At 70.5% G+C, this 23,376-nt stretch carries 20 protein-coding genes; 7 read left to right on the top strand and 13 right to left on the bottom strand.

Features of this window, described 5'->3' with window-relative positions:
* A complete protein-coding gene (locus tag FK498_RS03605; protein ID WP_141851618.1) occupies positions 1-1,005 on the top strand; it encodes a GNAT family N-acetyltransferase in 1,005 nt (334 codons plus the stop codon).
* 4 nt (positions 1,006-1,009) lie between these two features.
* On the opposite strand, the gene FK498_RS03610 is transcribed toward FK498_RS03605, so the two are convergent.
* The 3 genes from FK498_RS03610 to trxB form a co-directional block, all read right to left on the bottom strand.
* A complete protein-coding gene (locus FK498_RS03610) occupies positions 1,010-1,885 on the bottom strand; it encodes an alpha/beta fold hydrolase (RefSeq protein ID WP_141851620.1) in 876 nt (291 codons plus the stop codon).
* A gap of 427 nt (positions 1,886-2,312) precedes the next feature.
* Positions 2,313-3,200, bottom strand: coding sequence for a LysR family transcriptional regulator (locus FK498_RS03615; RefSeq protein ID WP_141851622.1), 888 nt, complete (start codon positions 3,198-3,200; stop codon positions 2,313-2,315).
* 220 nt (positions 3,201-3,420) lie between these two features.
* Positions 3,421-4,389, bottom strand: coding sequence for a thioredoxin-disulfide reductase (gene trxB / locus FK498_RS03620; RefSeq protein ID WP_141851624.1), 969 nt, complete (start codon positions 4,387-4,389; stop codon positions 3,421-3,423).
* Positions 4,390-4,532: 143 nt separating this feature from the next.
* Between trxB and FK498_RS03625 the strand changes: the two genes are divergently transcribed.
* Positions 4,533-5,021 carry an Lrp/AsnC family transcriptional regulator gene (locus tag FK498_RS03625; RefSeq protein ID WP_141851626.1) on the top strand — a complete coding sequence of 163 codons (489 nt, stop codon included), beginning with the start codon at positions 4,533-4,535 and terminating at the stop codon, positions 5,019-5,021.
* 22 nt (positions 5,022-5,043) lie between these two features.
* Positions 5,044-5,823: a 3-hydroxybutyrate dehydrogenase gene (locus FK498_RS03630; RefSeq protein ID WP_141851628.1), complete on the top strand. Its 780-nt coding sequence runs from the start codon at positions 5,044-5,046 to the stop codon at positions 5,821-5,823.
* A 32-nt stretch (positions 5,824-5,855) separates the two neighbouring features.
* On the opposite strand, the gene FK498_RS03635 is transcribed toward FK498_RS03630, so the two are convergent.
* From FK498_RS03635 to carA, 7 genes are all read right to left on the bottom strand, one after another.
* Positions 5,856-6,458, bottom strand: a complete 603-nt coding sequence (locus FK498_RS03635) for a hypothetical protein (RefSeq protein ID WP_141851630.1) — start codon at positions 6,456-6,458, stop codon at positions 5,856-5,858.
* Positions 6,459-6,584: 126 nt separating this feature from the next.
* Positions 6,585-7,790 (bottom strand): threonine ammonia-lyase, encoded by a 1,206-nt coding sequence (locus tag FK498_RS03640; protein ID WP_141851632.1) that lies wholly within the window; start codon positions 7,788-7,790, stop codon positions 6,585-6,587.
* 24 nt (positions 7,791-7,814) lie between these two features.
* A complete protein-coding gene (gene greA / locus FK498_RS03645; protein ID WP_141851634.1) occupies positions 7,815-8,288 on the bottom strand; it encodes a transcription elongation factor GreA in 474 nt (157 codons plus the stop codon).
* Positions 8,289-8,428: 140 nt separating this feature from the next.
* The gene (gene carB, locus FK498_RS03650) at positions 8,429-11,674 is read right to left on the bottom strand and encodes a carbamoyl-phosphate synthase large subunit (protein WP_141851636.1); all 3,246 of its coding nucleotides are present in this window, start codon (positions 11,672-11,674) and stop codon (positions 8,429-8,431) included.
* A gap of 69 nt (positions 11,675-11,743) precedes the next feature.
* A complete protein-coding gene (locus tag FK498_RS03655; RefSeq protein WP_141851638.1) occupies positions 11,744-12,376 on the bottom strand; it encodes a LysE family translocator in 633 nt (210 codons plus the stop codon).
* 3 nt (positions 12,377-12,379) lie between these two features.
* A complete protein-coding gene (locus tag FK498_RS03660) occupies positions 12,380-13,138 on the bottom strand; it encodes an SDR family NAD(P)-dependent oxidoreductase (protein WP_141851640.1) in 759 nt (252 codons plus the stop codon).
* Positions 13,135-14,493: a glutamine-hydrolyzing carbamoyl-phosphate synthase small subunit gene (carA, locus tag FK498_RS03665; RefSeq protein WP_141851643.1), complete on the bottom strand. Its 1,359-nt coding sequence runs from the start codon at positions 14,491-14,493 to the stop codon at positions 13,135-13,137. Before carA ends, FK498_RS03660 begins: the two co-directional genes overlap by 4 nt.
* Before the next feature lie 126 nt (positions 14,494-14,619).
* Here carA and FK498_RS03670 point away from each other — a divergent pair, with 126 nt between their 5' ends.
* The 3 genes from FK498_RS03670 to rpoD all read left to right on the top strand — a co-directional run bounded on the left by FK498_RS03670 (position 14,620) and on the right by rpoD (position 18,907).
* Positions 14,620-15,078, top strand: a complete 459-nt coding sequence (locus tag FK498_RS03670; protein ID WP_141851645.1) for a GatB/YqeY domain-containing protein — start codon at positions 14,620-14,622, stop codon at positions 15,076-15,078.
* A gap of 10 nt (positions 15,079-15,088) precedes the next feature.
* Positions 15,089-16,873 (top strand): DNA primase, encoded by a 1,785-nt coding sequence (dnaG, locus tag FK498_RS03675; protein WP_141851647.1) that lies wholly within the window; start codon positions 15,089-15,091, stop codon positions 16,871-16,873.
* An 84-nt stretch (positions 16,874-16,957) separates the two neighbouring features.
* A complete protein-coding gene (gene rpoD, locus FK498_RS03680) occupies positions 16,958-18,907 on the top strand; it encodes an RNA polymerase sigma factor RpoD (RefSeq protein WP_141851648.1) in 1,950 nt (649 codons plus the stop codon).
* Positions 18,908-19,099: 192 nt separating this feature from the next.
* Here the strand turns inward: rpoD and FK498_RS03685 are convergent, their stop codons facing one another.
* Genes FK498_RS03685 through FK498_RS03695 form a run of 3 tightly spaced genes read right to left on the bottom strand, consistent with a single transcriptional unit; the run spans position 19,100 to position 22,617 of the window.
* Positions 19,100-19,378 (bottom strand): hypothetical protein, encoded by a 279-nt coding sequence (locus FK498_RS03685; protein ID WP_141851650.1) that lies wholly within the window; start codon positions 19,376-19,378, stop codon positions 19,100-19,102.
* 31 nt (positions 19,379-19,409) lie between these two features.
* Positions 19,410-20,618, bottom strand: coding sequence for a type ISP restriction/modification enzyme (locus FK498_RS03690; RefSeq protein ID WP_141851652.1), 1,209 nt, complete (start codon positions 20,616-20,618; stop codon positions 19,410-19,412).
* A gap of 1 nt (position 20,619) precedes the next feature.
* Positions 20,620-22,617 (bottom strand): N-6 DNA methylase, encoded by a 1,998-nt coding sequence (locus FK498_RS03695; RefSeq protein WP_141851653.1) that lies wholly within the window; start codon positions 22,615-22,617, stop codon positions 20,620-20,622.
* A 161-nt stretch (positions 22,618-22,778) separates the two neighbouring features.
* Between FK498_RS03695 and FK498_RS03700 the strand changes: the two genes are divergently transcribed.
* A partial coding sequence (locus FK498_RS03700; RefSeq protein ID WP_370510872.1) for an AEC family transporter occupies positions 22,779-23,376 on the top strand: 598 nt, incomplete at its 3' end.

Consider the following 23,376-nt stretch of genomic DNA (forward strand, 5'->3'; position numbering starts at 1 on the left):
ATGACCGCGCTGCCGTGGATCCGTCCGGGCCGCGACGATGACGCGGCCGGGTTCATCGGCCTGATCGCCGAGTGCTGGTCCGAGTATCCCGGCTGCGTCCTCGACGTCGACGGCGAGGTACCGGAGCTGCGCCGGCTCGCCTCGCATGTGGGCGAGCGCGGCGGTGCGCTCTGGACCGCCGAGGCCTCGGGGCGCATCGTCGGGATGATCGCGGCCACACCGATGCGCGAGGATCTCGCCTGGGAGATCTCGCGCATGTATGTCGCCCGGCCCTATCGCGGCACCGGGCTGGCGGCGCGGCTGCTCGCGGCGGCGGAGGAGCGCATCCGCAGCGCCGGTGCGCGCCGCGTGGTGCTCTGGACCGATACGCGCTTCGAGGCGGCGCACCGCTTCTACGAGAAGCACTCCTTCGTGCGCGCGGGCTCGATCCGCGTGCTCGACGACAAGAGCCGCAGCCTCGAGTTCCGTTATGCCAAGCCGATCGCCGGCACGGTGGTCGAGGTGCTGGACGCGGCCGCCGCCGTATCGGCCGAGCGCAGGCTCGCCGATGTGCTGAAGGCCTGCGTCGACGACGGCGCCGTGGTGGGCTTCCTAGCACCGCTCGCGATGGAGAAGGCGCGCAGCTTCTGGCGCGACCGCGCCGCCGAGGTGGCTGCCGGCAAGCGCGTGATCCTGTGCGCCTGGGTGGATGGAGCGATCGGCGGGTGTTTGCAGCTCGACATGGATACGCCGGAGAACCAGAGCCATCGCGCCGAGGTGCGCCAGCTGATCGTGCACCCGGGCTTCCGCCGCAAGGGGGTCGGGCGGGAGTTGATGGCGCGGATCGACCAGGCGGGGCTCGCGCATGGGCGGCGGCTCCTGGTGCTGCGCACTTGGCCGGGCGGGCCGGCCGAGGCGATCGTGCGCAGCCTGGGCTGGAACTTCGTCGGCGTGATCCCGGGCTACGCGATCCGCCCGACCGGCGAGCCGGTGGACGAGGGCTACTGGTGGAAGCGGGTCGAGTAGGGGCTCACAGGAACGCTTCCAACGCCGCCAGGGTTTCGGCCGGCGCCTCCTCGGCGAGATAATGCCCTGACGGGATCGCGGCGCCGCGTATGTCGGTGCCGTAGAGCCGCCAGACCTCCGGCACGTCGTACCAGGCCCCGACCCGGCCCCTGGCACCCCACAGCACCAGCAGCGGGCAGGTGATGCGCTGCCCGGCGGCCCGGCTTGCCCGGTCGTGTTCGAGGTCGATGCCCGCGGCGGCGCGGTAGTCCTCGCAGATCGCCGCGATCGTGCCGGGCTCGTGCAGCGCGGCGAGGTAGTCGGCGAAGGCCTCCGGGGCGAAGAAGTCGGGCGGCGCGCCGTGCCTGCCGCTGTGGCTCAACAGCCAGAAGCGCGGATCCGCGGCGATCAGCGTCTCCGGATAGGGCGCTGGCTGGGCCAGGAAGAACCAGTGGTAGTAGCCCATGGCGAAGTCCATCCCGGCGCGCTCGAAATGCTCCAGCGTCGGGATGATGTCGAGCAGGGCTGCCCGTTCGACCCGGTCCGGGTGGTCGAGCATCAGGCGGTGGCCGACGCGGGCGCCGCGGTCATGGCCGACCAGGCGGAAGCGGTCGAACCCGAGGATCCGCATCAGCGCCACCATGTCGGCAGCCATGGCCCGTTTGGCGTAGGCGGCATGGTCCGGCGATGGCGGCGGCTTGGACGAGAAGCCGTAGCCGCGGAGGTCGGGACAGACCACGCTGAAGCGGGCGGCGAGCGCAGGCGCGACCTTGTGCCACATCGCATGGGTCTGCGGGTTGCCATGCAGAAGCAGGAGCGGCGGGCCGGAGCCGCCGGTGCGCACGCGAAGCGCGATGCCGGGACCGACCTCGATGCTGCGGAGCGTGAAGCCTGGGAACACCGACGCCCCTCCTTCGCCTCTGCGGCTCAAGCCTGTCTCGGCTCGGCCGGACGGGCAAGCCGGTCCGGCGCATGACCCAGAAACGATCGAAAAAAGAGGGTCCGGGTTGTCCCGGACCCCCAAGTCAACAGGGAGGCTTCACGTCTGGGAGACGAAGGGGTCCGAAGACCCCGGTTTCCGGCAAAGTCGCCGGAACTGGATCGGCCAAAGCCGAAACCGGATGAAATCTATCAACCAAGTCCGCTAACGCGTGTGATCTGCGTCAATCAACGCAGCAAAGGTAGGGGGCGGTTCCGGTCTGCTGCATCGCGAAATGCCGGGGGCCGACATGCGTGTGCCGCATGGCCCAGTCTGCAACTTTGCAGCGAGTCGGATCAACCGCTGTTTGCGCTGCCCTTCGCGCCCGCCGGTCGCGGTCAGACGGCGGTCAGCCCTTGTCCGCCAACTGCGTGAGCAGGAAGTCGCGGAACACCGAGACCCGTTTCGAGTTCCTGAGCTCCTCGGGGTAGACGAAGTAGGCCTCGACCTTCGGCGCCTTGATGTCCGGCAGCACGCGGACGAGATCGCGCGTCTCGTCGATCATGTAGTCGGGGATCGCCGCGATCCCGAGGCCGCTCTGGACCGCGAGCAGCAGGCCATAGATCGAGTTCACTTCCAGCACCGGCCGGCGCGTGATGCCCTGCCGCTTGCCTGCATCCAGGATCCAGTTGATGTCCTGCACGGGGGTTCGGTAGTCGCCGAACACCAGCAACCGATGCTGGTCGAGGTCCTCGGCCCGCTCCGGCACACCCATGCGCTTGAGGTAGTCGGGCGCCGCGACCAGCATCCAGCTCATCGTCATCAGGTGGCGCTGGATCAGGTCCGGCTGGCGCGGGGGGTGCATCCGGATCGCCACATCGGCCTCGCGCATGGCGAGATCGAGATCCTGGTCGTCGAGAACGATCGAGAGGGAGATCTCGGGATAGTGGTCGAGGAACGCCTTGATGCGCGGGGCGAGCCAGGTGGATCCGAAGGCGACGGTGGTGGTGACCTTCAGCTTGCCCGAAGGCTTCTCCTTGCTTTCCGTCAACAGCGCCTCGGTCATCGCCAGCTTGGCGAAGACCTCGCGCACCGTGCGGTTCAGCGTTTCGCCCTGCTCGGTCAGGATCAAGCCGCGCGCATGGCGGTGGAACAGCGGCACCTGGAGCGCCTCCTCGAGCGCCGAGATCTGCCGGCTGACCGCCGACTGCGAGAGGTTCAGGGTCTCGCCCGCATGGGTGAAGCTTCCCGCCTCTGCGACCGCGTGGAAGACGCGCAGCTTGTCCCAGTCGATCATCGTCCTGCTCCGCCTCGCGGGGCGACGCCTCTGTCTGCCTGTCCGCCCCCGGCAGGGACGGCGAGGCGATGCCATGACGTTTCGCACCCGATGCCCACGGCGCAGGAGTCGCGCCGCGGGCGGTGTGATCGTGCCGCCGGAGAGGGCCCGTTGTCACCTGGGGCGACAACGTTCCACGCGTGATCCGACGACCGCCCGGCGGCATCCGCGCCGGGCAAGCTCAGTCGGCCGCCAGCGCCGGCTGCGCCGGATGTGCGGCCAGGAACTTCTCAGCCTCGAGTGCGGCCATGCAGCCGGTCCCGGCCGCCGTCACCGCCTGACGGAACACCTTGTCCTGAACGTCGCCGGCGGCGAACACGCCGGGGACGGAGGTGCGCGTGCTGCCGGGGGCGGTGAGGATGTAGCCCTCGCCATCCATCTCCACCTGCCCCCTGAACAGGGCCGTGTTCGGGCTGTGGCCGATGGCGATGAAGACCCCCTCGAGCGCGACCTCCCGCATGGTGCCGGTGCGCGCGTGGCGCAGCCGAAGCCCGGTCACGCCCGGCGGGTCGTCCGTGCCGAGGATCTCGTCCACCACATGGTCCCAGATCACGCTGATCTTCGGGTTCGCGAACAGCCGCTCCTGCAGGATCTTCTCGGCGCGCAGGGTGTCGCGCCGGTGCACCAGTGTGACCTGAGAGGCATGGTGGGTGAGGTAGAGAGCCTCCTCCACCGCCGAGTTGCCGCCGCCGATCACCGCCACCCGCTTGCCCCTGAAGAAGAACCCGTCGCAGGTGGCGCAGGCCGAGACGCCGAAGCCCTGGAACCGCTTCTCGGAGGGCAGGCCGAGCCAGCGCGCCTGGGCGCCGGTGGCGATCACGACCGCGTCCGCGAGGTAGGTCGCGCCCGAGTCGCCGGTCGCCCGGAACGGCCTGCGGGAGAAGTCGACCGCGGTGACGATGTCCTCGATCACGCGGGTGCCGACATGCTCGGCCTGCTTGCGCATCTGCTCCATCAGCCAGGGGCCCTGGATGACGTCCGCGAAGCCTGGATAGTTCTCGACATCCGTCGTGATCATGAGCTGCCCGCCCGGCTGCAGCCCGGCGACGAGCACGGGCTTGAGCGCGGCCCGCGCCGCGTAGATCCCTGCCGTGTAGCCGGCCGGGCCGGCGCCGATGATCAGCACCGGGGAAGTGATCGGATCGGCCATCGCCCCCTCGTCCGCGTCCACGACAGGATATTGCCCTTTGCCGCGGCGCGACAAGGCGAACGCGCAGGCCAGGCTGTTCCGCGGGGGACGAATCTGGAATATTCTTGCGCGTGCGAGCTTCGTGACCGTTCCAGGATTCCGAGATGCGCAAGACCCCGGCCGCCACGCCCGTGCTGGACGCGATCGACCGGCGGATCCTCGCCGAACTGCAGGAGGATGGGCGGATGACCAATGTCGAGCTCGCCCGGCGCGCCGGCATCTCGGCGCCGCCCTGCCTCAGGCGCGTGCGCAGGCTCGAGGAGGCGGGAGTGATCCGCGGCTACCACGCGGAGACCGATGCGGCGATGCTGGGCTGGGAGGTGCTGTTCTTCGCGGTGGTGGGACTGGAGAGCCAGAAGCAGTCCGTGCTCGACGCCTTCGAGCAGATGGCGAGCTCCTGGCCGGAGGTGCGCGAGTGCCACATGATCCGCGGCGGCGGCGACTTCCTGCTGAAGGTGGTGGCGCGCGACACCGCCCATGAGAACGAGCTGACGCGCCGGCTCACCGAGGCTCCGAACGTGACGCGCGTGACCACGCTGCAGACCATCCGCACCGGCAAGGACGTGGCCGGGGTGCCGATCCCGCGCGAGTGAACCCCAGGAACGGAGTGCAGGGATGCGACTCGAGGGACGCACGGCGATCGTCACGGGCGCTGCGAGCGGCATCGGCCGGCGCATCGCCGAACGCTTCGCCGAGGAGGGGGCGAAGGTCGCGATCGCGGACCTGAACCGCGACTCCGCCGAGGCGGCCGCCGAGGCGATCCGCGGGGCGGGCGGGACGGCGATGGCGGTGGCGATGGACGTCGCCGACGAGGCAGCCGTGCAGGCCGGCGTCGAGGCGGTGCTGAAATCCTGGGGCCGCACCGACATCCTGGTCAGCAATGCCGGCATCCAGGTGGTCCATCCGCTGGAGGAGTTCAGCTTCGCCGAGTGGCGCCGCGTGGTGGCGGTCCATCTCGACGCCGCCTTCCTGCTCACCCGCGCCTGCCTGCCCTCGATGTACGCCAACAACCACGGCCGGATCATCTACATGGGCTCGGTGCACTCCAAGACCGCCTCGGTGCTGAAGGCGCCCTATGTCGCCGCCAAGCACGGGCTCATGGGCCTCGCGCGCGTGGTCGCGAAGGAGGGAGCGCGGAAGGGCGTGACCGCCAACGTCGTCTGTCCGGGCTTCGTGCTCACCCCCCTGGTCGAGAAGCAGATCCCGGAACAGGCCCGGACGCTGGGGCTGAGCGAGCAGGAGGTCGTCCAGAAGGTGATGCTGAAGGACACGGTGGACGGCGAGTTCACCACCGTGGACGACATCGCCGAGGTGACGCTGTTCTTCGCGAGCCATCCCACCGCGGCGCTGACCGGGCAGAGCCTGATCGCGAGCCACGGCTGGCACATGGAGTAGCGTCGGCGGCGCGCGGGCGCGGGCGCGCGCCCTCAGCGATGGGCGACGATCGGCGGTGGTGCCTCCATCAGCCGATAGGCGTAGCCGGGGCAGGTCACGGTCGGGTTGATGGCGTTGAAGACCCCTTCCGGGTTGTCCTTCCACAGCCAGACATGCAGGTCGTAGTGGTGCAGCTCGCGCGGCATCAGCGGCTCGTGGCCCTCCATCGGCCCGTCGAAGGGCCGGCCGAAGATCGTCGGCCGGTCGGCGATGCCCGTGGCGAGAGGGATGAACCACTCTGCGGCGACCAGGTGCAGCCGGCCTGCGCGATCCGGCTCGTAGACCAGGATCTGCGGCTTGAACGGATCGGGCGTGGGGCCGATCAGCGCCGGGTTGAGGAAGTGCACTCCCATCCCGCCCTCGGGATAGAGCACACAGCCCAGCGTCGAGAAGTAGCCGTCGCGGATCGCGACCAGGGGATCGGCGTATTTCGACAGCGCCTCGCGCACCTCGACGAGCTGGGCGGTCAGCGCGGCCGGGCCGCCGGCGGCGGAGCGGGGGTCGTGCGCGGACGCGGGTGAGGCGGCGCTCGCCGCGGCGAGGCACGCGGCCAGGCCAAGGGCGGCGAGAGTGCGGCGGGGGCGGGTCTGGGTCATGGCGGGATCTCCCTGCGGTGCACGGCGCCTGCCTGGGCGTCGTTCCGCAGCCACCATGCCGACCCGCGCTTTCCGCGACGACCGTCGCGTCTTGCCGGAGCTTTCCTGACCTTTCCGGTTGCGAGGCTAGATCCGCTTCACCCGGAACGCGGCCCCTTCCAGGGCGGCGAGGATCTCCGCGCCGTGCAGGGCATCGCGCGCCTCCACCACCAGGTCGAGTTCGGCGGCGCGCACCGACGGGGTTGCGAACAGGCGCTGATGCGTCACCTCGATGATGTTGCCGCCGGCCGCCGCGATCCGGCCGGCGACATCGGCGAGCACGCCCGGCCGGTCGGCGATGTCGACCGCAAGCCGCAAGAGCCTCCCGTCCCGCACCAGGTTGCGCAGCAGCACGTTGGCGAGGATGCGCGCATCGATGTTCGCGCCGCACAGCATGACGCCGACCCGCGCGCCGGCGAACAGCGGCGCATGCGCGATCAGCGCCGCGATGCCGGCCGCGCCCGCCCCTTCGGTGACGATCTTCGCCTCCTCGGCCAGGAGCCCGATCGCCTCCTCGATCGACTGTTCCGGGACAACAAGGACACGCTCGACATGGTCGCGGATGATCGCGAAGGGGCGCTCGCCGATGTCGCGCACGGCGATCCCTTCGGCGATCGTCGCGCCCCCGGTGCGCACCTCCTCGCCGGCGAGACGCTGGGCGCAGGCCGCCCAGCCCTCGACCTCGACGCCGATCACGCGTGCGCCCGGCCGCAGCGCGCGTGCGGCGACCGCGCAGCCGGCGATCAGGCCGCCGCCGCCGACCGGGACAACGATCGTATCGAGATCGGGCGCATCGCGGAGCAGCTCGAGCGCGGCGGTGCCCTGGCCGGCGATGATCGCATCGTCGTCGTACGGATGCACCAAGGTCAGCCCGTGCTCGGCTGCGAGCGCGCGCGCATGCCTGGCGCTGTCCGCGAGCGTCTCGCCGTGCAGCACCACCCTCGCGCCGTGACCGCGGGTGCGCATCACCTTGGCGTTCGGCGTCGAAGCCGGCATCACCACGGTCGCGGGAATGCCGAGCCGTTGCGCGTGGTAGGCGACCGCCTGGGCGTGATTGCCGGCCGACATGGTGATCACGCCCGCGCGCCGTTCGTCTTCGGACAGCGCCAGCAGGCGGTTCAGCGCGCCGCGTTCCTTGAAGCTGCCCGTGCGCTGCAGTGTCTCGAGCTTGAGCGCGAGCGCCGCAAGGCCGAGGCGTGTCGCCAGCGCATGGGCGGGAACCGTCGGCGTGCGCGCGACACCGTCGGCGATGCGTGCCGCCGCCGCGGCGATGTCGTCAAAGGTCACCGCCACGGCGGGACGGACCGGGCCTGACCCTCAGCCGAAGCCGACCGCTGTGATCTCGTAGCTCTTCGCCCCGCCCGGGGCCGGCACCTCGACCACGTCGCCGACCTTCTTGCCGAGGATCGCGCGCGCGACCGGCGAGGAGATGCTGATCAGTCCCTTCTTGATGTCGGCCTCGTGCGCACCGACGATCTGCCAGGTGCGCTCCTCCTCGGTCTCCTCGTCCACGAGCGTCACCTTCGCGCCGAACATGACCTGGTTGCCCGAGAGCTTGGAGATGTCGATCACCTCGGCGGCGGCGATGATCGCCTCGAGCTCCGCCACCCGGCCCTCGATGAAACTCTGGCGTTCGCGCGCCGCGTGATACTCGGCGTTCTCCGACAGGTCGCCATGCGTGCGCGCCTCGGCGATCGAGCGGATCACCGCCGGTCGCTCCACGCTCTTCAGGTGCCGGAGTTCCTCCTCCAGTCTGGCAAGGCCTTCGGCCGTCATCGGGAACTTCTGCACGGCAGGCGTCCTCTTGAACTCTCTTCTCGTGTAACCGGCACAACATGCCGCGGGGACGGCGATCAGCTTGCCCCTTTCCCCGCGACTGTCAAACGACGCTGCGCGCCCCCCGGTTGCCCGGGCAGGCGCGCGGCTTCGTCCTAGAACGACCCGACAAAATACGACTGGAGGGGCGCGACTTCAAGCGTGCCGGCCTTCAGCGCGGCGATCGCGTGCACCGCCGCGCGTGCGCCAGCAAGCGTCGTGTAGTGCGGCACGTTGTGCGTCAGTGCCGAGCGGCGGATGTCGAAACTGTCGGAGACGCTGCGACCGCCGGAGGTGGTGTTGATCACGAGCTGGAAGGCGCCCGACTTGATCGCATCGACGCAGTGCGGCCGGCCTTCCAGAACCTTGTTCACCACCCCCACCTCCAGCCCCGCCTCGCGGATCGCGGCGGCGGTGCCCCGCGTCGCCGCGATCCCGAAGCCCATGTCGGTGAGCCGCCGCGCCAGCGCCACCGCCGCCGGCTTGTCGCCGTCCTTGACGCTGATGAACGCGGTGCCGGCGAGCGGCAGCCGCACCCCGGCGCCGAGCTGGCTCTTGGCGAAGGCGCGCTCGAAGCTCGCATCCAGCCCCATCACCTCGCCGGTCGACTTCATCTCGGGACCGAGCAGCACATCGACGTTCGGGAAGCGCGCGAAGGGGAACACGCTCTCCTTCACGGCCACGTGCCGGCTGACCGCCTCGTCGTCCAGCCGGAACGCGGAGAGCTTCGCCCCGGCCATCACCTTCGCGCCGATCTTCGCCACCGCGACACCCGTGGCCTTGGCGACGAAGGGCACGGTGCGCGAGGCGCGGGGATTCACCTCCAGCACGTAGATCGCCCCGTCCTGGATCGCGTACTGCACGTTCATCAGCCCGACGACCTTCAGTGCCTTCGCCAGCGCCTCGGTCTCCTCGCGCAGCTCCGCCACCAGCGCCGGGGAGAGCGAGTAGGGCGGCAGCGAGCACGCCGAATCGCCCGAGTGGATCCCCGCCTCCTCGATGTGCTCCATCACGCCCGCGACATAGACCGTCTCGCCATCGGCGATGCAGTCCACGTCCACCTCGATCGCGTCGTTCAGGTAGCGGTCGATCAGTACCGGATTCTCGCCCGAGACGCGCACCGCCTCGCGCATGTAGCGGTGCAGGCCGGACCGGTCGTGCACGATCTCCATCGCCCGCCCGCCGAGCACGTAGGAGGGGCGGATCACCACCGGATAGCCGATCCGTTCCGCCACCGCCTCGGCCTCCTCGACCGAGCGCGCAGTGCCGTTCTCGGGCTGACGCAGCCCGAGCCGCTTGAGGAGATCCTGGAATCGCTCGCGATCCTCGGCGATGTCGATCGCATCGGCCGAGGTGCCCAGAAGCGGAATTCCCGCCGCGGCGAGCGCTTGGCTGAGCCTGAGCGGGGTCTGCCCGCCATACTGCACGATGCAGCCGAGCACGGTGCCGCGCTGCTGCTCGCGGCGCACGAGCGCGATCACGTCCTCCGCCGTCAGCGGCTCGAAGTAGAGCCGATCCGAGGTGTCGTAGTCCGTGCTCACCGTCTCGGGGTTGCAGTTGACCATGATGGTCTCGAACCCCGCTTCCTTCAGCGCGTAGGCGGCGTGCACGCAGCAATAGTCGAACTCGATCCCCTGGCCGATCCGGTTCGGCCCGCCGCCGAGGATCACCACCTTGGTGCGGTCCGTCGGATCGGCCTCGCACTCGGCCGGCTCGATCCCGTTCCCCTCATAGGTCGAGTACATGTAGGGGGTCAGGCTCTCGAACTCGGCCGCGCAGGTATCGATCCGCTTGTACACCGGATGCACGCCGAGCCTGCCGCGCAGCTTCGCGACCTCGGCCTCCTTCACGCCGGCCAGCGTGGCAAGCCGCCGGTCCGAGAATCCCATCGCCTTGAGCCGATGCAACCCCGCCGCATCCTTCGGCAGCCCCGCCGCGCGCACCATCTCCTCGGCATGCACCACCGCCTCGATCTCGCGCAGGAACCACGGGTCGAAACGCGTCGCACCGTGGATCTCCTCCACCGTCAGCCCCTCGCGGAACGCCTGCGCCACCGCCAGCACGCGATCGGGTGTGGGCGTGGACAGCGCCGCCAGGATCTCGCCCTTCTCCGCCCCCGCCAGCGCCGTCACCTCGTCGAGGCCCGAGAGTCCCGTCTCGAGGCTGCGCAGCCCCTTCTGCAAGGCCTCGGCGAAGGTGCGGCCGATCGCCATCGCCTCGCCGACCGACTTCATGCTCGTGGTCAGCAGCGCCGGCGTGCCCGGGAACTTCTCGAAGGTGAAGCGCGGCATCTTCACCACCACGTAGTCGATCGTCGGCTCGAAGCTCGCCGGCGTCACCCTGGTGATGTCGTTCGCCAACTCGTCGAGCGTGTAGCCGACCGCGAGCTTCGCCGCGACCTTGGCGATCGGGAACCCGGTCGCCTTCGACGCCAGCGCCGAGGAGCGACTGACGCGCGGGTTCATCTCGATGATCACCATCCGCCCATCGGCCGGATTGATCGCGAACTGCACGTTCGACCCGCCGGTATCCACCCCGATCTCGCGCAGGCACGCGATCGAGGCGTCGCGCATCCGCTGATACTCCTTGTCGGTCAGCGTCAGCGCCGGCGCGATCGTCACCGAATCGCCGGTGTGCACGCCCATCGGATCGAGATTCTCGATCGAGCAGACGATGATGCAGTTGTCCGCACGGTCGCGCACAACCTCCATCTCGTACTCCTTCCAGCCGAGCACGCTCTCCTCGATCAGCACCTCGGTGGTCGGGCTGGCATCCAGCCCGCCCGTGACGATCGCCTCGAACTCCTCCATGTTGTAGGCGATGCCCCCGCCCGTGCCGCCGAGCGTGAAGCTCGGCCGGATCACCGCCGGCAGACCGACCAGCTTCAACGCCTCGCGCGCCTCCGCCAGCGAATGGGCGATCGCGCTCCTCGGGCTCTCGATCCCGATCGCCGCCATCGCGTCGCGGAACTTCTGCCGGTCCTCAGCCTTGTCGATCGCCTCGCGCTTCGCGCCGATCAGCTCGACCCCGTAGCGGTCGAGCACGCCGAGATCGGCGAGCTTCATCGCCGTGTTCAGCGCGGTCTGGCCGCCCATGGTCGGCAGCAAGGCATCGGGCCGCTCCTTGGCGATGATCTTCTCCACCATCTCCGGCGTGATCGGCTCGACATAGGTTGCATCCGCGAGCCCGGGATCCGTCATGATCGTGGCCGGGTTGGAGTTCACCAGAACAACCCGATAGCCCTCGGCCTTCAGCGCCTTGCAGGCCTGCGCGCCCGAGTAGTCGAACTCGCAGGCCTGGCCGATCACGATCGGACCGGCGCCGATGATCAGGATGCTCTTGATGTCCTCGCGCTTGGGCATGTCTTCCCCTCCGCAAGGGCTCCGCCCTTGCATCCCGCCGGGGGGCCATTGGCCCCCCGGACCCCCCGATTACCGTCGCTCGTCTGTCGCCAACTTCACCGCGAGCAGCGCCAAGGCCCCGCCGAGCACCCAGCGCTGCGCCGCCATCCACATCGGGCGCTTCTGCAGGAACGTCGCCACACCGCCGGACGTCGCCACCAGGAACGCGTCGCCCAGCGTGCACACCAGCACCTGGATGCCGCCCAGCACCGCGCCCTGCACGAACACGTCGCCGCGCGCCGGATCGATGAATGGCGGCAACACCGCGACATAGAACAACGCGACCTTCGGGTTCAGGATCGCCGTGCCCATGCCGATCAGGAACAGCCGCGCATCGCCCTCGCGCGGCATCGGCCGCGGCGCGAATAAAGGCACACCGCCCGGCCGGACGCTCTGCCAGGCGAGCCAGCCGAGATAGGCCGCGCCACCGAACCGCAACGCGTCATAGGCCGCTGGCACCGCCAGCAGCACCGCACTGATCCCCGCCGCGCCCAGCAGCGCATAGACCAGGCTGCCGCACTGGCAGCCGACCAGCGACACGAACCCCGCGCGATGCCCCTGCGTCAGGCTGCGCGAGACGAGATAGAGCATGTTCGGCCCGGGCGTGATCCACAGGCCGAAGCTCAGCGCCGCGAAGGTCAGCAGGGTGGCGGTGTCGGGCACGGTTCAGATCATCGCCGCGTAGCCGCCATCGACCGGGATCGCCGTGCCGGTGACGAAGTCCGATGCGCTCGACGCGAGGAACACCGCGATCCCGCCGAGATCGTCCGGCACGCCCCAGCGCCCGGCCGGCGTGCGCGCCACCACCTTCTCGTTGAGCCCCGCGACGTCCTGCCGCGCGCGACGTGTCAGATCGGTGTCGATCCAGCCCGGCAGCACCGCGTTCGCCTGGATGTTGTCCGCCGCCCAGCCGGTCGCCAGCGCCTTGGTGAACTGCACGATCCCGCCCTTGGACGCGGCATAGGCCGGCGCGAAGCCGGCGGCGAAGATCGACATCATCGAGCCGATCGTGATCACCTTGCCGCGCCCCGAGGCCTTCAGCGCCGGATAGGCCGCCTTGGCGCAGGCGAAGGCGCTGTCGAGATTGGTCGCGATCACCTGGCGCCACTCGTCGAACGCCAGTTCTTGCACGGGCTTGCGGATGTTCATGCCGGCATTGATCACCAGGATGTCCAGGCCGCCGAACCGGTCCGTGGTCGCCTTGACCATCGCCGCGACCGACGCCGCGTCGTTCACATCCGCGACCACGGACGCCGCCCGCTCGCCGAGGGCGGCCACGGCGGCCGCGTTCTTCTCCGTGTTGCGGCCCGCGATCATCACCGACGCACCGGCGCCATGGATCGCCTTCGCCATGCCGAGACCGATGCCGCCATTGCCCCCGGTGACCAGCGCCACCCGCCCCGTCAGATCGAACAGACCGCTCATGCTGCCTTCGCCCTCTCCATCATCGTCACGAACCGGTCGAACAGGTGATGGCTGTCGGTCGGTCCCGGGCTCGCCTCGGGGTGGTACTGCACGCTGAACGCCGGCAGCGCGTCCGACGCGATCCCCTCGTTCGTGCCGTCGAACAGCGACACATGCGTCACCCGCACGCTCTCCGGCAGGCTCTCCGGGATCACCGCGAAGCCGTGGTTCTGGCTGGTGATCTCGACTTTGCCGGTGGCGAGCTCCTTCACCGGATGGTTCGCGCCGCGGTGGCCCTGGTGCAGCTTGCGCGTCTTCCCCCCGAGCGCCAGCGCGAGCAGTTGATGCCCGAGGCAGATGCCGAACACCGGCACGCGCTTCTCCAGCACGCCGCGGATCGCGGGGACCGCGTACTCGCCGGTGGCGGCCGGATCGCCCGGGCCGTTCGAGAGGAACACCCCGTCCGGCGCGTGGCGCAGGATGTCCTCCGCGCTCGCGGTCGCGGGCAGCACCGTCACCCGGCAGCCGGCATTGGCGAGGCAGCGCAGGATGTTGCGCTTCGCCCCGTAGTCGATCGCGACCACGTGGAAGCGCGGCGCCTCCTGACGCCCATAGCCCGCGGGCCACGCCCAGACCGTCTCGTCCCACGAGTACTGCTGGCGGGTGGTGACCTCGCGCGCGAGGTCCATGCCCTCGAGCCCCGGCCATGACGTCGCCTGCGCGACCAGCGCCTCGAGGTCGAACCTGCCGTCCGCCGGGTGCGCGAGCACGCCCGTGGGCGCGCCGGCAAGCCGGATGCGCCGCGTCAGGCGTCGCGTGTCGAGCCCGGCGATGCCGGGCAGGCCGTGCGCCACGAGCCACTCGGGCAGGCCGCGCGAGGCCCTCCAGTTGGAGGGCAGCGTCGGATCGTCCTTCACCGCGAGCCCGCGCGCGGCGGGGGTGGCGGTCTCGATGTCCTCGGCATTGGTGCCGACATTGCCGATATGCGGGAAGGTGAAGGTGATGATCTGCCCGGCATAGGAGGGATCGGTCAGCACCTCCTGGTAGCCGGTCATGGCCGTGTTGAAGCACACCTCGCCAACCATGGTGGCGTGCGCGCCGAAGCCGCGGCCCCAGAGCACGGTGCCATCCGCCAGCACCAGCGCCGCCGTCGCGCCGACCGGGCGGCCATCCGCGCTCGGCGCAGGCTCCGCCGCTTCGGCACCGGGCATGTCGGCCAGCGCGAGCCCAGTCTCCTTCAGGATCAGCGGCCAGTGCTTGGCAGGAATGGTGCGGGACTGGCGCCACTTGCGGATCGCTTCCGTCCCGACGCCGGTGAGCTGGGCCGCCCGCTCTGGGCCGCCGAGCCGGTCGATGATCTCGTCCACGCTGGCCATGGGGCGGAGATAAGGGAAGAGATTTCCTGCCGCAAGCCAAATCGGCACTTGGGAAGGGCGTTCCCAAGCTGCGCCGGCGAGCGTCATACCCTATAGTAGAGGGCCATTCATCAGGGAGATCCGCGCATGGGCCTGCGCGAGCAGTTCGCCGAGGCGATGAAGACCTCGCTGAAGGCGGGGGATGCCGCCACCACCTCGACCATCCGCATGATCCTCGCCGAGCTCAAGAAGGTGGATATCGAGGCGCGGCCGAAGGGCATCGACAAGGTCGAGGACGACGAGATCCTCGCCATGCTGCGCCGGATGGTGAAGTCGCGCCGCGAGAGCGTGGAGATGTACCGCCAGGGCAACCGCCAGGATCTGGTGGACAAGGAGCTCGCCGAGATCGCCGTGATCGAGCGCTTCCTGCCCGCCGAGATGGACGAGGCGGCGCTCGAGGCCGCCGTGCGCGCCGCCGTGGCCGAGACCGGCGCGGCCTCGGTCAAGGACATGGGCAAGGTGATGGCCGCGCTGAAGGCGAAGCACGGCTGGGCGCTCGACCTGGCCAAGGCCGGGCCGAAGGTGAGGGCGGCGCTCGCCGGCTGAACCCGCGCCGATGGCGCTTCCCGACTCCTTCCTCGACGAGCTGCGTGCGCGCACCCCCCTCGGCGCGCTGATCGGCCGGCGCGTGCGCCTCACGCGCGCGGGGCGTGAGCTGAAGGGCCTCTGCCCGTTCCACAACGAGAAGACGCCCTCCTTCCACGTGGTCGAGGACAAGGGGTTCTTCCACTGCTTCGGCTGCGGTGCGCATGGCGATGCGATCGCCTTCGTGATGCGCTGCGAGAACCTCGGATTCATGGAGGCGGTGGAACGGCTGGCCAGTGAAGCGGGCATGACCGTGCCGCGGGCGAGCCCCGAGGCCGCCGCCGCGGCCGAGCGGATCGCGAGCCTCTCCGGCATCGCCGAGGCCGCCGCCGCCGCCTTCGCCCGCCGGCTGCATCTGCCGGAGGGGCGACCCGCACTCGCGTATCTCCGTCGGCGGGGACTGACCGACGAGACCATCCGGCTGTTCGGGCTCGGCTGGTCGGGCGAGGGGCGGGGCGCGATCGCGGCCGATCTGCGCGGCCAGGGCGTGACGGTCGAGCAGCTCGTCGCGGTCGGACTGATGAAGCAGGACGACCCGGATCGCCCGGCAGTCGATCTCTTCTTCAACCGCGTGATGTTCCCGATCCGCGACCGGCGCGGCCGGGTGATCGGCTTCGGCGGCCGGACCCTCGGCGACGGCCAGCCCAAGTACCTGAACGGGCCGGAGACGGGGCTGTTCTCGAAGCGCCGCACGCTCTACGGGCTCGATCTCGCGCGGGCGAATGCGCGTGCGGGCGCCGAGCTGGTCGTCGTCGAGGGCTACATGGACGTGATCGCGCTGCACCAGGCCGGGTTCGGCGGCGCGGTCGCCCCGCTCGGCACGGCGCTGACCGCCGAACACCTCGCCGAGCTGTGGCGCATCTCCCCGGCCCCGGTGCTCTGCTTCGACGGCGATGCTGCCGGCGCGCGTGCGGCGCTGCGCACCGCCGAGATCGCGCTGCCGCTGCTTGCGCCCGGGCGGACGCTGGCGCTCGCCTCCCTGCCGCCGGGCGAGGATCCAGACACGCTCGTCCTGCGCAAGGGCGCGGACGGGTTCCACCAGGTGCTCGCGGCGCGGAAGGGCCTCGCGGATACCCTGTTCGACGCGATCGCCGGTCCTGCCGCCGGGCCGGAGGAACGGGCCGCGCAGCGCCGCCGCCTTGACGAACTCGCCGGGCGCATCCGGGACCGCGACCTCAGCGACGAGTACCGCCGCCACTTCCGCGACCGCTGGTTCCGCCAGCGCCAGGGCGCCCGGAGCGGCGCCGCAGGGCCGGCGACCCGCCCGCGCGCACGCCTAGCATCCCGTCCGCCCCTTGCCCCGGATCGGGTACAGGCGCTGCGCGAGCGCAACCTGCTCGCCCTGCTGCTGACCCATCCGGGGCTGCTGCCCCGGTTCGAGGAGGCGCTCGCGGCCGAGCGGTTCACCTCCCCGCCCTGCGAGCAGGTCAGGACCGCCCTGATCGGGCTTGACCCCAAGGGGCTCGTCGACCAACTCCGCAGCCTGGGGCTTGCAGAGGCTTTGGAGGCCGTTCTGGGACGCGGCCTGAGCGACATTCCACCGACCACCCTGCCCGAGGCGACACCAGCGGAGGCGAGTGCCGCGATCGAGCGCGCCTTCGCCGGACTGCACCCTGAGCGGCTGGAGCGCGAAGTGGCCGAGGCGCGCGCGGCGCTGGCTGCCGATTTCTGCGAGGCCAATCTGCGCAGGCTCCAGGCGCTGGACCGGATGCGGGCGGAGCTCCGGGCGGAGCTCGCCGAGGATCCGGCCGAGTGACGCCGCCGAGGCCTGCGAGACACGCACATAGGGTAGGGGGACAGTGTTCGTGCCCCATCCCGACCACCGACCGAGGTGACCCGAATGGCGAAACCGACCACCACCACCACCGCCGACCCCGCCGGGGAGGACATCGCCGAGGGCGCGCTGCTCGACACCCAGTCGGCCGCGGTGAAGAAGCTCGTCGCCCGCGGCCGCGAGCGCGGCTACGTGACCTATGACGACGTGAATGCCGCCCTGCCGCCGGGCCAGGTCTCCTCCGAGCAGATCGAGGACACCATGGCGATGCTGAGCGAACTCGGCATCAACGTGGTGGAGGCCGAGGAGGCCGAGGAGTCGGAGGCCGCCCCCGTCGCCAAGGCCGCGAAGGCGGAGGAGGAGGACGAGGACGAGGGCTCGGGCGGCAATGTCGACGAGGCCGAGCTCGGCCGCACCGACGACCCGGTGCGGATGTACCTGCGCGAGATGGGCTCGGTCGAGCTCCTCTCCCGCGAGGGCGAGATCGCGATCGCCAAGCGGATCGAGGCCGGCCGCGACATGATGATCGGCGGGCTGTGCGAGAGCCCGCTGACCTTCAAGGCCATCATCGCCTGGCACGACGCGTTGCAGCAGGGCAAGATGCTGCTGCGCGACATCATCGACCTCGAGGCCACCCACGGCGCCGGCCAGACGCCGGAGGAGGCGGCCGTCAACGGCGCGCCCGCCCCGGCGGCGGAGCCGGACGACGATGCGGGCGGCGAGGAGTTCGACGACGACGAGGGCGCGCAGCTCTCGCTCTCGGCGCTCGAGGAGAAGCTGAAGCCCGAGGTGCTCGCCACCTTCGAGGCGATCGCGGCCGCCTACCGGAAGCTCGCCAAGCTCCAGGAGGCGCGCCTGAAGACGCTCTCCGAGGGCGGGGTGCCGACGCCGCAGGCCGAGCGGAAGTACGAGAAGGCCAAGGCCGAGGTGGTCGAGCTCGTCCAGAAGGTGCACCTGAACAACGTGCGCATCGAGCAGCTGGTCGAGGAGCTGCGCGACCTCAACCAGCGCCTGACCGCGTTCGAGGGCCAGCTCCTCCGTCTCGCCGAGAGCGCCAAGGTCAAGCGCGAGGACTTCCTCAAGGAGTATCGCGGCCACGAGCTCGATCCGGGCTGGCTCGAGCGGGTGGGCAGGCTGCCCGGCAAGGCGTGGAAGACCCTCGCCACGAAGCACGCGGCCGAGGTGGAGGCGGTGCGCGCGAAGATCGCCGCGATCGCCAACGAGGTGCATCTGCCGGTGGGCGAGTTCCGCCGCGTGGTGACAACGGTGCAGAAGGGCGAGCGGGACGCGGCGCGGGCGAAGAAGGAGATGATCGAGGCGAACCTGCGCCTCGTGATCTCGATCGCCAAGAAGTACACCAACCGCGGGCTGCAGTTCCTCGACCTGATCCAGGAGGGCAACATCGGCCTGATGAAGGCCGTGGACAAGTTCGAGTACCGCCGCGGCTACAAGTTCTCGACCTACGCCACCTGGTGGATCCGCCAGGCGATCACGCGCTCGATCGCGGACCAGGCGCGCACGATCCGCATTCCCGTGCACATGATCGAGACGATCAACAAGCTGGTGCGGACCAGCCGCCAGATGCTGCACGAGATCGGCCGCGAGCCGCAGCCGGAGGAGCTCGCCGAGAAGCTCGGCATGCCGCTCGAGAAGGTGCGCAAGGTGCTGAAGATCGCCAAGGAGCCGATCAGCCTGGAGACGCCGATCGGCGACGAGGAGGACAGCCATCTCGGCGACTTCATCGAGGACAAGAACGCGGTCATCCCGCTCGATGCGGCGATCCAGGCGAACCTGCGCGAGGCGACCACGCGCGTCCTCAACACCCTGACGCCGCGCGAGGAGCGCGTCCTCAGGATGCGCTTCGGCATCGGCATGAACACCGATCACACGCTCGAGGAGGTGGGGCAGCAGTTCAACGTGACGCGCGAGCGCATCCGCCAGATCGAGGCGAAGGCGCTGCGCAAGCTCAAGCATCCGAGCCGGAGCCGGAAGCTGCGCAGTTTCCTGGACGACTGATCGCTGCGGGGGGTGTGGGGGGCGAGCGTCGCCCCCCATTGCTTTATGACTTTATCGCTTTACGACTTTATGCCGCCGCCCGGCGTCGTGTGCGGCGTGCCGGGGAATGGCGCGCGCAGCGTAGTGCACCGATGCGTCAGAACCGGTCGTGTTCGTCCTCGATCGCGTAGAGCCGCTGCGGGGCACGGTGGGCTACGCGGTGACCCCGTGCCGGGCGAGCGCCGCGGCGAAGGCCGCGCGCAGCGTCTCGCGCTCCTCCTCAGGCAACCAGCTCGTGGCATTGGTGACCAGCATCCTCGCGCTGGCCCGTGCGGCCTCGTCCCACGGCATGGTCTTGGCCGCTTCGAGCTCGGCGATGACGTGCCGCGCCATGCGGCGCGCGGCCCTGCGTCGGGCCTCGTCCTCGGCCTCCGTGCTCTGGGCCGGGAGGTGGTCGAACAGGCTGGTCTGGTCGGGGGCGTGAATCGGCATGCCGGCAGTGTAGCAGCCCGGGGGCGGTGTCTTACAGGCCGAGCGTGGCGCGGCTGAGCGGGCGCGCGAGCGCGGCGTCCAGCACGGGATCGGCCTGGTCGAACCAGTGCAGCAGCTCGGCGAGCCGCCAGGCGATATCGAGGGCGTCGCGCTGCACCTCGGCAAGGGGTTCGCCTGCGCGTGCCACAAGCCAGCGGTAGAGCACGCGATAACCGGACACGCCGAAGGCGAAGACGCGCTCGGGCACGCCAGCGAGGCGGAGCGAGCTGTCGTGCTGGAGCGGGATCGCGCCGCTGCCGGACCCGTCGGGCAGGAAGGCCCGGCCGATCGGCGGCACCTGGAGCGTGACGCCCGTTGCCTTGCCCGCGAGACGCGCGGTGCGGAACGCGGCGGCCGGCTGGCGTGCGAAGGTTTCCAGCGCGGCGATCTCCGCGCCGATCCGCGCGGCGTCCTCGAACACCGCCGGATCGGCGGGGAAGGGGATGTGCGGGAAGGCCTCCTCCAGGTCCCAGGCGAAGCGGCGGGTGTAGGAGGTGGCGGAGAGCAGCGCGGTGATCGCGTGGAACACGTCCTCGGGCCGGACGCGGCGCGCATAGGCGGCTTCCAGGCCGCGCAGCAGGTCGGGGTTCAGGTTGTGCGCGCCGGGACCGTTGCGGCGGTCGTAGAGCGGGAAGGCGTAGCCGCCGTAGGAGCCGCGGAAGGCGTGGTAGTCGGGGATCAGGCCGTGCACCCACACGGCCGGGCCGGCGCCGGTGCCGGAGGGCATGGCGTAGAGGGCGATGTTCGTGGCGCCCCAGGCCGCGCGGAGATCGGTGCGCAGGAAATCGTTGAAGGCGCGGTGCGCGTAGTGGAGCCGACGATCGAGCGGTCGATACGCCGTTTCACGGACCAGCGCGGCATCGAAGGACGTGGCGTGCGCCTCTGACCAGTCGCGGTCGCGCGACGCATGGAACGCTGCCTGCGCCTCGGCCGCTGGCGCCGCCAGCCAATCCTTCACCTGGCGTTCGATCTGTGCGGCCGTGAAGCCGTAGACGAATTCATCCCGTTTCGTCTGTGTTCCGGACGAGCGGAACCGGAACGCATCGGCGATGGACACGGCGGCGACATCGGCGAACGGCGCAGGCAGGAAATCGTCGAGCCCGCCGCGCTCGACGCGCACGAACGAGAGGGCCACCTCGTCCCGCGCGACACGCTCCAGGAACGCCTCCTTCGCCGCCTTCGAGAACAGACCCACCGCCACGCTACGCCTGCTGCCGCCACGTGTCGGCGTAGAACACCTGCGCCTCCGTGCCGTCCGCTTTCGTGCCGTCGGCGACGGCGATCGTGATGCACACCCCCGCCTGGATCGCGAAGACGTTCTCGTCCTCCTCGATCCCGGCCGGGCGCTCCCCGCGCAGGTCGCCGCGCAGGTCGATCACCTCGATCCGGTCGAACCGTTCGCGCAGCATCCTGCGCAGCCCGGCATAGGGGTGGCCCGCGAGGAAGGTCCGGTTGGTGATCAGGCACACCACGCCGCGCTTCGGCGCGCCCTCGCTCTCGAACAGCTTCCACAGGCACCAGCGCCAGAACGCGATGTAGAGGTCGGGGAACGTGTTGAGCTCCCCGCCCCAGCCGGCCTCACGCACCGGCTGCTTCAGATCGTCCCAGAACCCGTTCGCCCAGCCGGCGGTGATCCGCGTCTCCTCGCCCTCCGCCAGCCGCCGATAGGGCGGGTTGCCGAAGATCGCCAGGATCGGCGCCTCGCGCTTCACCGCATCCGCCGCCCGCCGCTCCTCCACGATCGGTGCCGACATGAACCCGAGATGCGGCACCACCCCGACGCCGCCGGTCGGCGGGGTGAGCGTGTCCGCGAGGTAGATCTTCAACCGCGTCGCAAGTGACGCTCCGGCGGCCAGCAATTCGCGCTGCAACCGGTAGTGCGCCACCGTGTACGGCCCCACCAGCAGCTCGAACCCGTGCAGCCGTTCGGCAAGCTTGGTCAGTTCGCCGGCTACCGCGCCCTCGCCCATCTCGCGTGCCGCCCGCTCCGCGACAAGCGATGCGGCGGCGATCAGGAACGTGCCCGTGCCGCAGGCCGGGTCGAGCACCAGCACATCCCGGTCCAGCAACCCGTTCGTGCCCAGATGCTCGCGCAGCGCCCGGTCGGTCACCGCCACCATGAACCGCACGACCGGAACGGGTGTGAAATAGACCCCGTGCCGCTTGCGCGCGACCGGATCGAAGGTCGCGAGGAAGTCCTCGTAGAAATAGAGGATCGGATCGTGTCCGTTTCGTTTGGCCAGCACCTCGGGATCGACCGCGTTCACGGTGTCCAGGATGACGTCGAAGCCGGCGCCGAGCACCTCGACGATCTCGTCCTGCGTCAGCGCGCGCAGCGTGGCGCGCAGCAGCGGATAGCTGCCTTCCGGCAGCCTGCGGTAGGCGTCCTGACCGACCTCTCCGCCGGCTGCCTCGCGCGCGAGCAGCAGGCCGAAGGCCAGCGTCTGGGCGAACGCGTTCGCGAACAGCGCGTTCTCGTCCCGCTCGTCGTAGCCGCCCGCCTCGGCATGGGCGAACAGCGTGTCGCGGAATTCGGCCCGCACGGCATCCAAGGCCGCTGGCGCGCCCTCGCGGCAGGCATCCAGCGTGATGCCCCGCACCAGCCGCGCGGCATGCGCCAGCGCCTCGGCCACGTCCTGCGCCGTGCGCATCGGCGGCGGTTGCGCCAGCGCCAGTTTCTCGACGATCGCCAGGAACGGCGCGGGATCGCTGCCCCGGATCAGCCGCTCCGCCGTCGCCGCCGGCGTCTCCGGGTCGAGCACCGAGGCCGGAACGATCATCGCCTCCTCGTCGTGCGCATCACGCCGATAGAGATGGATCGTGTGGAAGTTGCAGAATCCCCACAGCGGCAGCGCCCTGAAGCGCTCGAACTGCAACTTGTCGTGCCCGCGCAACTGCGCCGGCCGCAGCCCCTTGTCCGGCGCCTTCAACTCGACGAAGGCGCGCGCCGGCTGCGCCGCCTGCGCCAACGCGATGTCGGGCCGGCCCACGCCAGGCTTGCGGTATTCGGGCAGCACGCGCACCGCTGCCCCGGCGCCGAAGCGCAGCCGCAGCGCATCTTCCAACAGTCGCTGGAAGCGCGGCGCCAGCAGCAGTTCCAGTCCCGTACCGTCGCCGGCAATGCCCCGATTGGCCGCGCGATCCTTCCGGATCGCATCGGCATAGGCGATCAATGCGTCATGAACGGACGTGTCCAGCATCGGGCCTCGCGCGACTCGGTCCGTGCCAGAGTGGCGGCTTCGCCCCCGCAAGACAAGCGGACCCGCGGAGGGAAGGGTGGCGCTGAGCCGGCCCCCGGGCCGGCGACGCCACGGCACCTCGCCCCTTCCCCCCACCACCCCCCATCCCCGACCCTCCCCCCGTGCTGCCCCTGCCGATTCTCCTCCCCTTCTTCGCCCTGATCGCGCTCGGCTACGCGCTCGGCCGCGGCCCGCTCGCCGCGCCCGCAGCCCAGAACGGGCTGCGCCTGTTCGTCCTCTACGCGGCGCTGCCCGCCTTCATCTTCCGCTTCGTCGTCGAGGCCGCCACGCCGCCACCCGCCGCACTCCTCGCACCCGCCGCCTTCGCCGCCGCCATGCTCGCCACCGCCGCAACCGCCGCCCTCGTCTCCCCGCGCGCCCGCGCCCTCGCCGCCATGGGCGCGGTCAGCGCGAACGTCGGCTACATGGGCCTGCCCGCCATCGCCGTCTCGCCCCTCGGCTCCGACCCCGCCGCCACCGGTGCCGCGATCGCCATCCTGGTGATCGACGTGCTCGGCACCATGAACGCCAACATGCTGCTGCTGACCCGCGGGGGCCTGCGCGCGGGCGCCAACGCCATGCTGCGTGCGCCGCTCGTCTGGGCGATGGTCGCGGGGCTCGCCGTCCGCGCCTCGGGCGCAACACTGCCCGAACCGGCGCTCCGCCTCGCCGCCATGCTCGCCGGCGGCGCGGTGCCGGGGGCGCTGGTCAGCCTCGGCG

Source organism: Elioraea sp. Yellowstone, from assembly GCF_006704265.1.
Taxonomy (GTDB): Bacteria; Pseudomonadota; Alphaproteobacteria; order Acetobacterales; family Acetobacteraceae; genus Elioraea.

Excerpts from the sequence above, each read along its gene's own strand:
- FK498_RS03605 (WP_141851618.1), top strand. The coding sequence starts at position 1 with ATGACCGCGCTGCCGTGGATCCGTCCGGGCCGCGACGATGACGCGGCC.
- FK498_RS03615 (WP_141851622.1), bottom strand. The coding sequence starts at position 3,200 with ATGATCGACTGGGACAAGCTGCGCGTCTTCCACGCGGTCGCAGAGGCG.
- trxB (WP_141851624.1), bottom strand. The coding sequence starts at position 4,389 with ATGGCCGATCCGATCACTTCCCCGGTGCTGATCATCGGCGCCGGCCCG.
- FK498_RS03625 (WP_141851626.1), top strand. The coding sequence starts at position 4,533 with ATGCGCAAGACCCCGGCCGCCACGCCCGTGCTGGACGCGATCGACCGG.
- FK498_RS03630 (WP_141851628.1), top strand. The coding sequence starts at position 5,044 with ATGCGACTCGAGGGACGCACGGCGATCGTCACGGGCGCTGCGAGCGGC.
- FK498_RS03635 (WP_141851630.1), bottom strand. The coding sequence starts at position 6,458 with ATGACCCAGACCCGCCCCCGCCGCACTCTCGCCGCCCTTGGCCTGGCC.
- carB (WP_141851636.1), bottom strand. The coding sequence starts at position 11,674 with ATGCCCAAGCGCGAGGACATCAAGAGCATCCTGATCATCGGCGCCGGT.
- FK498_RS03660 (WP_141851640.1), bottom strand. The coding sequence starts at position 13,138 with ATGAGCGGTCTGTTCGATCTGACGGGGCGGGTGGCGCTGGTCACCGGG.
- carA (WP_141851643.1), bottom strand. The coding sequence starts at position 14,493 with ATGGCCAGCGTGGACGAGATCATCGACCGGCTCGGCGGCCCAGAGCGG.
- FK498_RS03670 (WP_141851645.1), top strand. The coding sequence starts at position 14,620 with ATGGGCCTGCGCGAGCAGTTCGCCGAGGCGATGAAGACCTCGCTGAAG.
- dnaG (WP_141851647.1), top strand. The coding sequence starts at position 15,089 with ATGGCGCTTCCCGACTCCTTCCTCGACGAGCTGCGTGCGCGCACCCCC.
- rpoD (WP_141851648.1), top strand. The coding sequence starts at position 16,958 with ATGGCGAAACCGACCACCACCACCACCGCCGACCCCGCCGGGGAGGAC.
- FK498_RS03685 (WP_141851650.1), bottom strand. The coding sequence starts at position 19,378 with ATGCCGATTCACGCCCCCGACCAGACCAGCCTGTTCGACCACCTCCCG.
- FK498_RS03695 (WP_141851653.1), bottom strand. The coding sequence starts at position 22,617 with ATGCTGGACACGTCCGTTCATGACGCATTGATCGCCTATGCCGATGCG.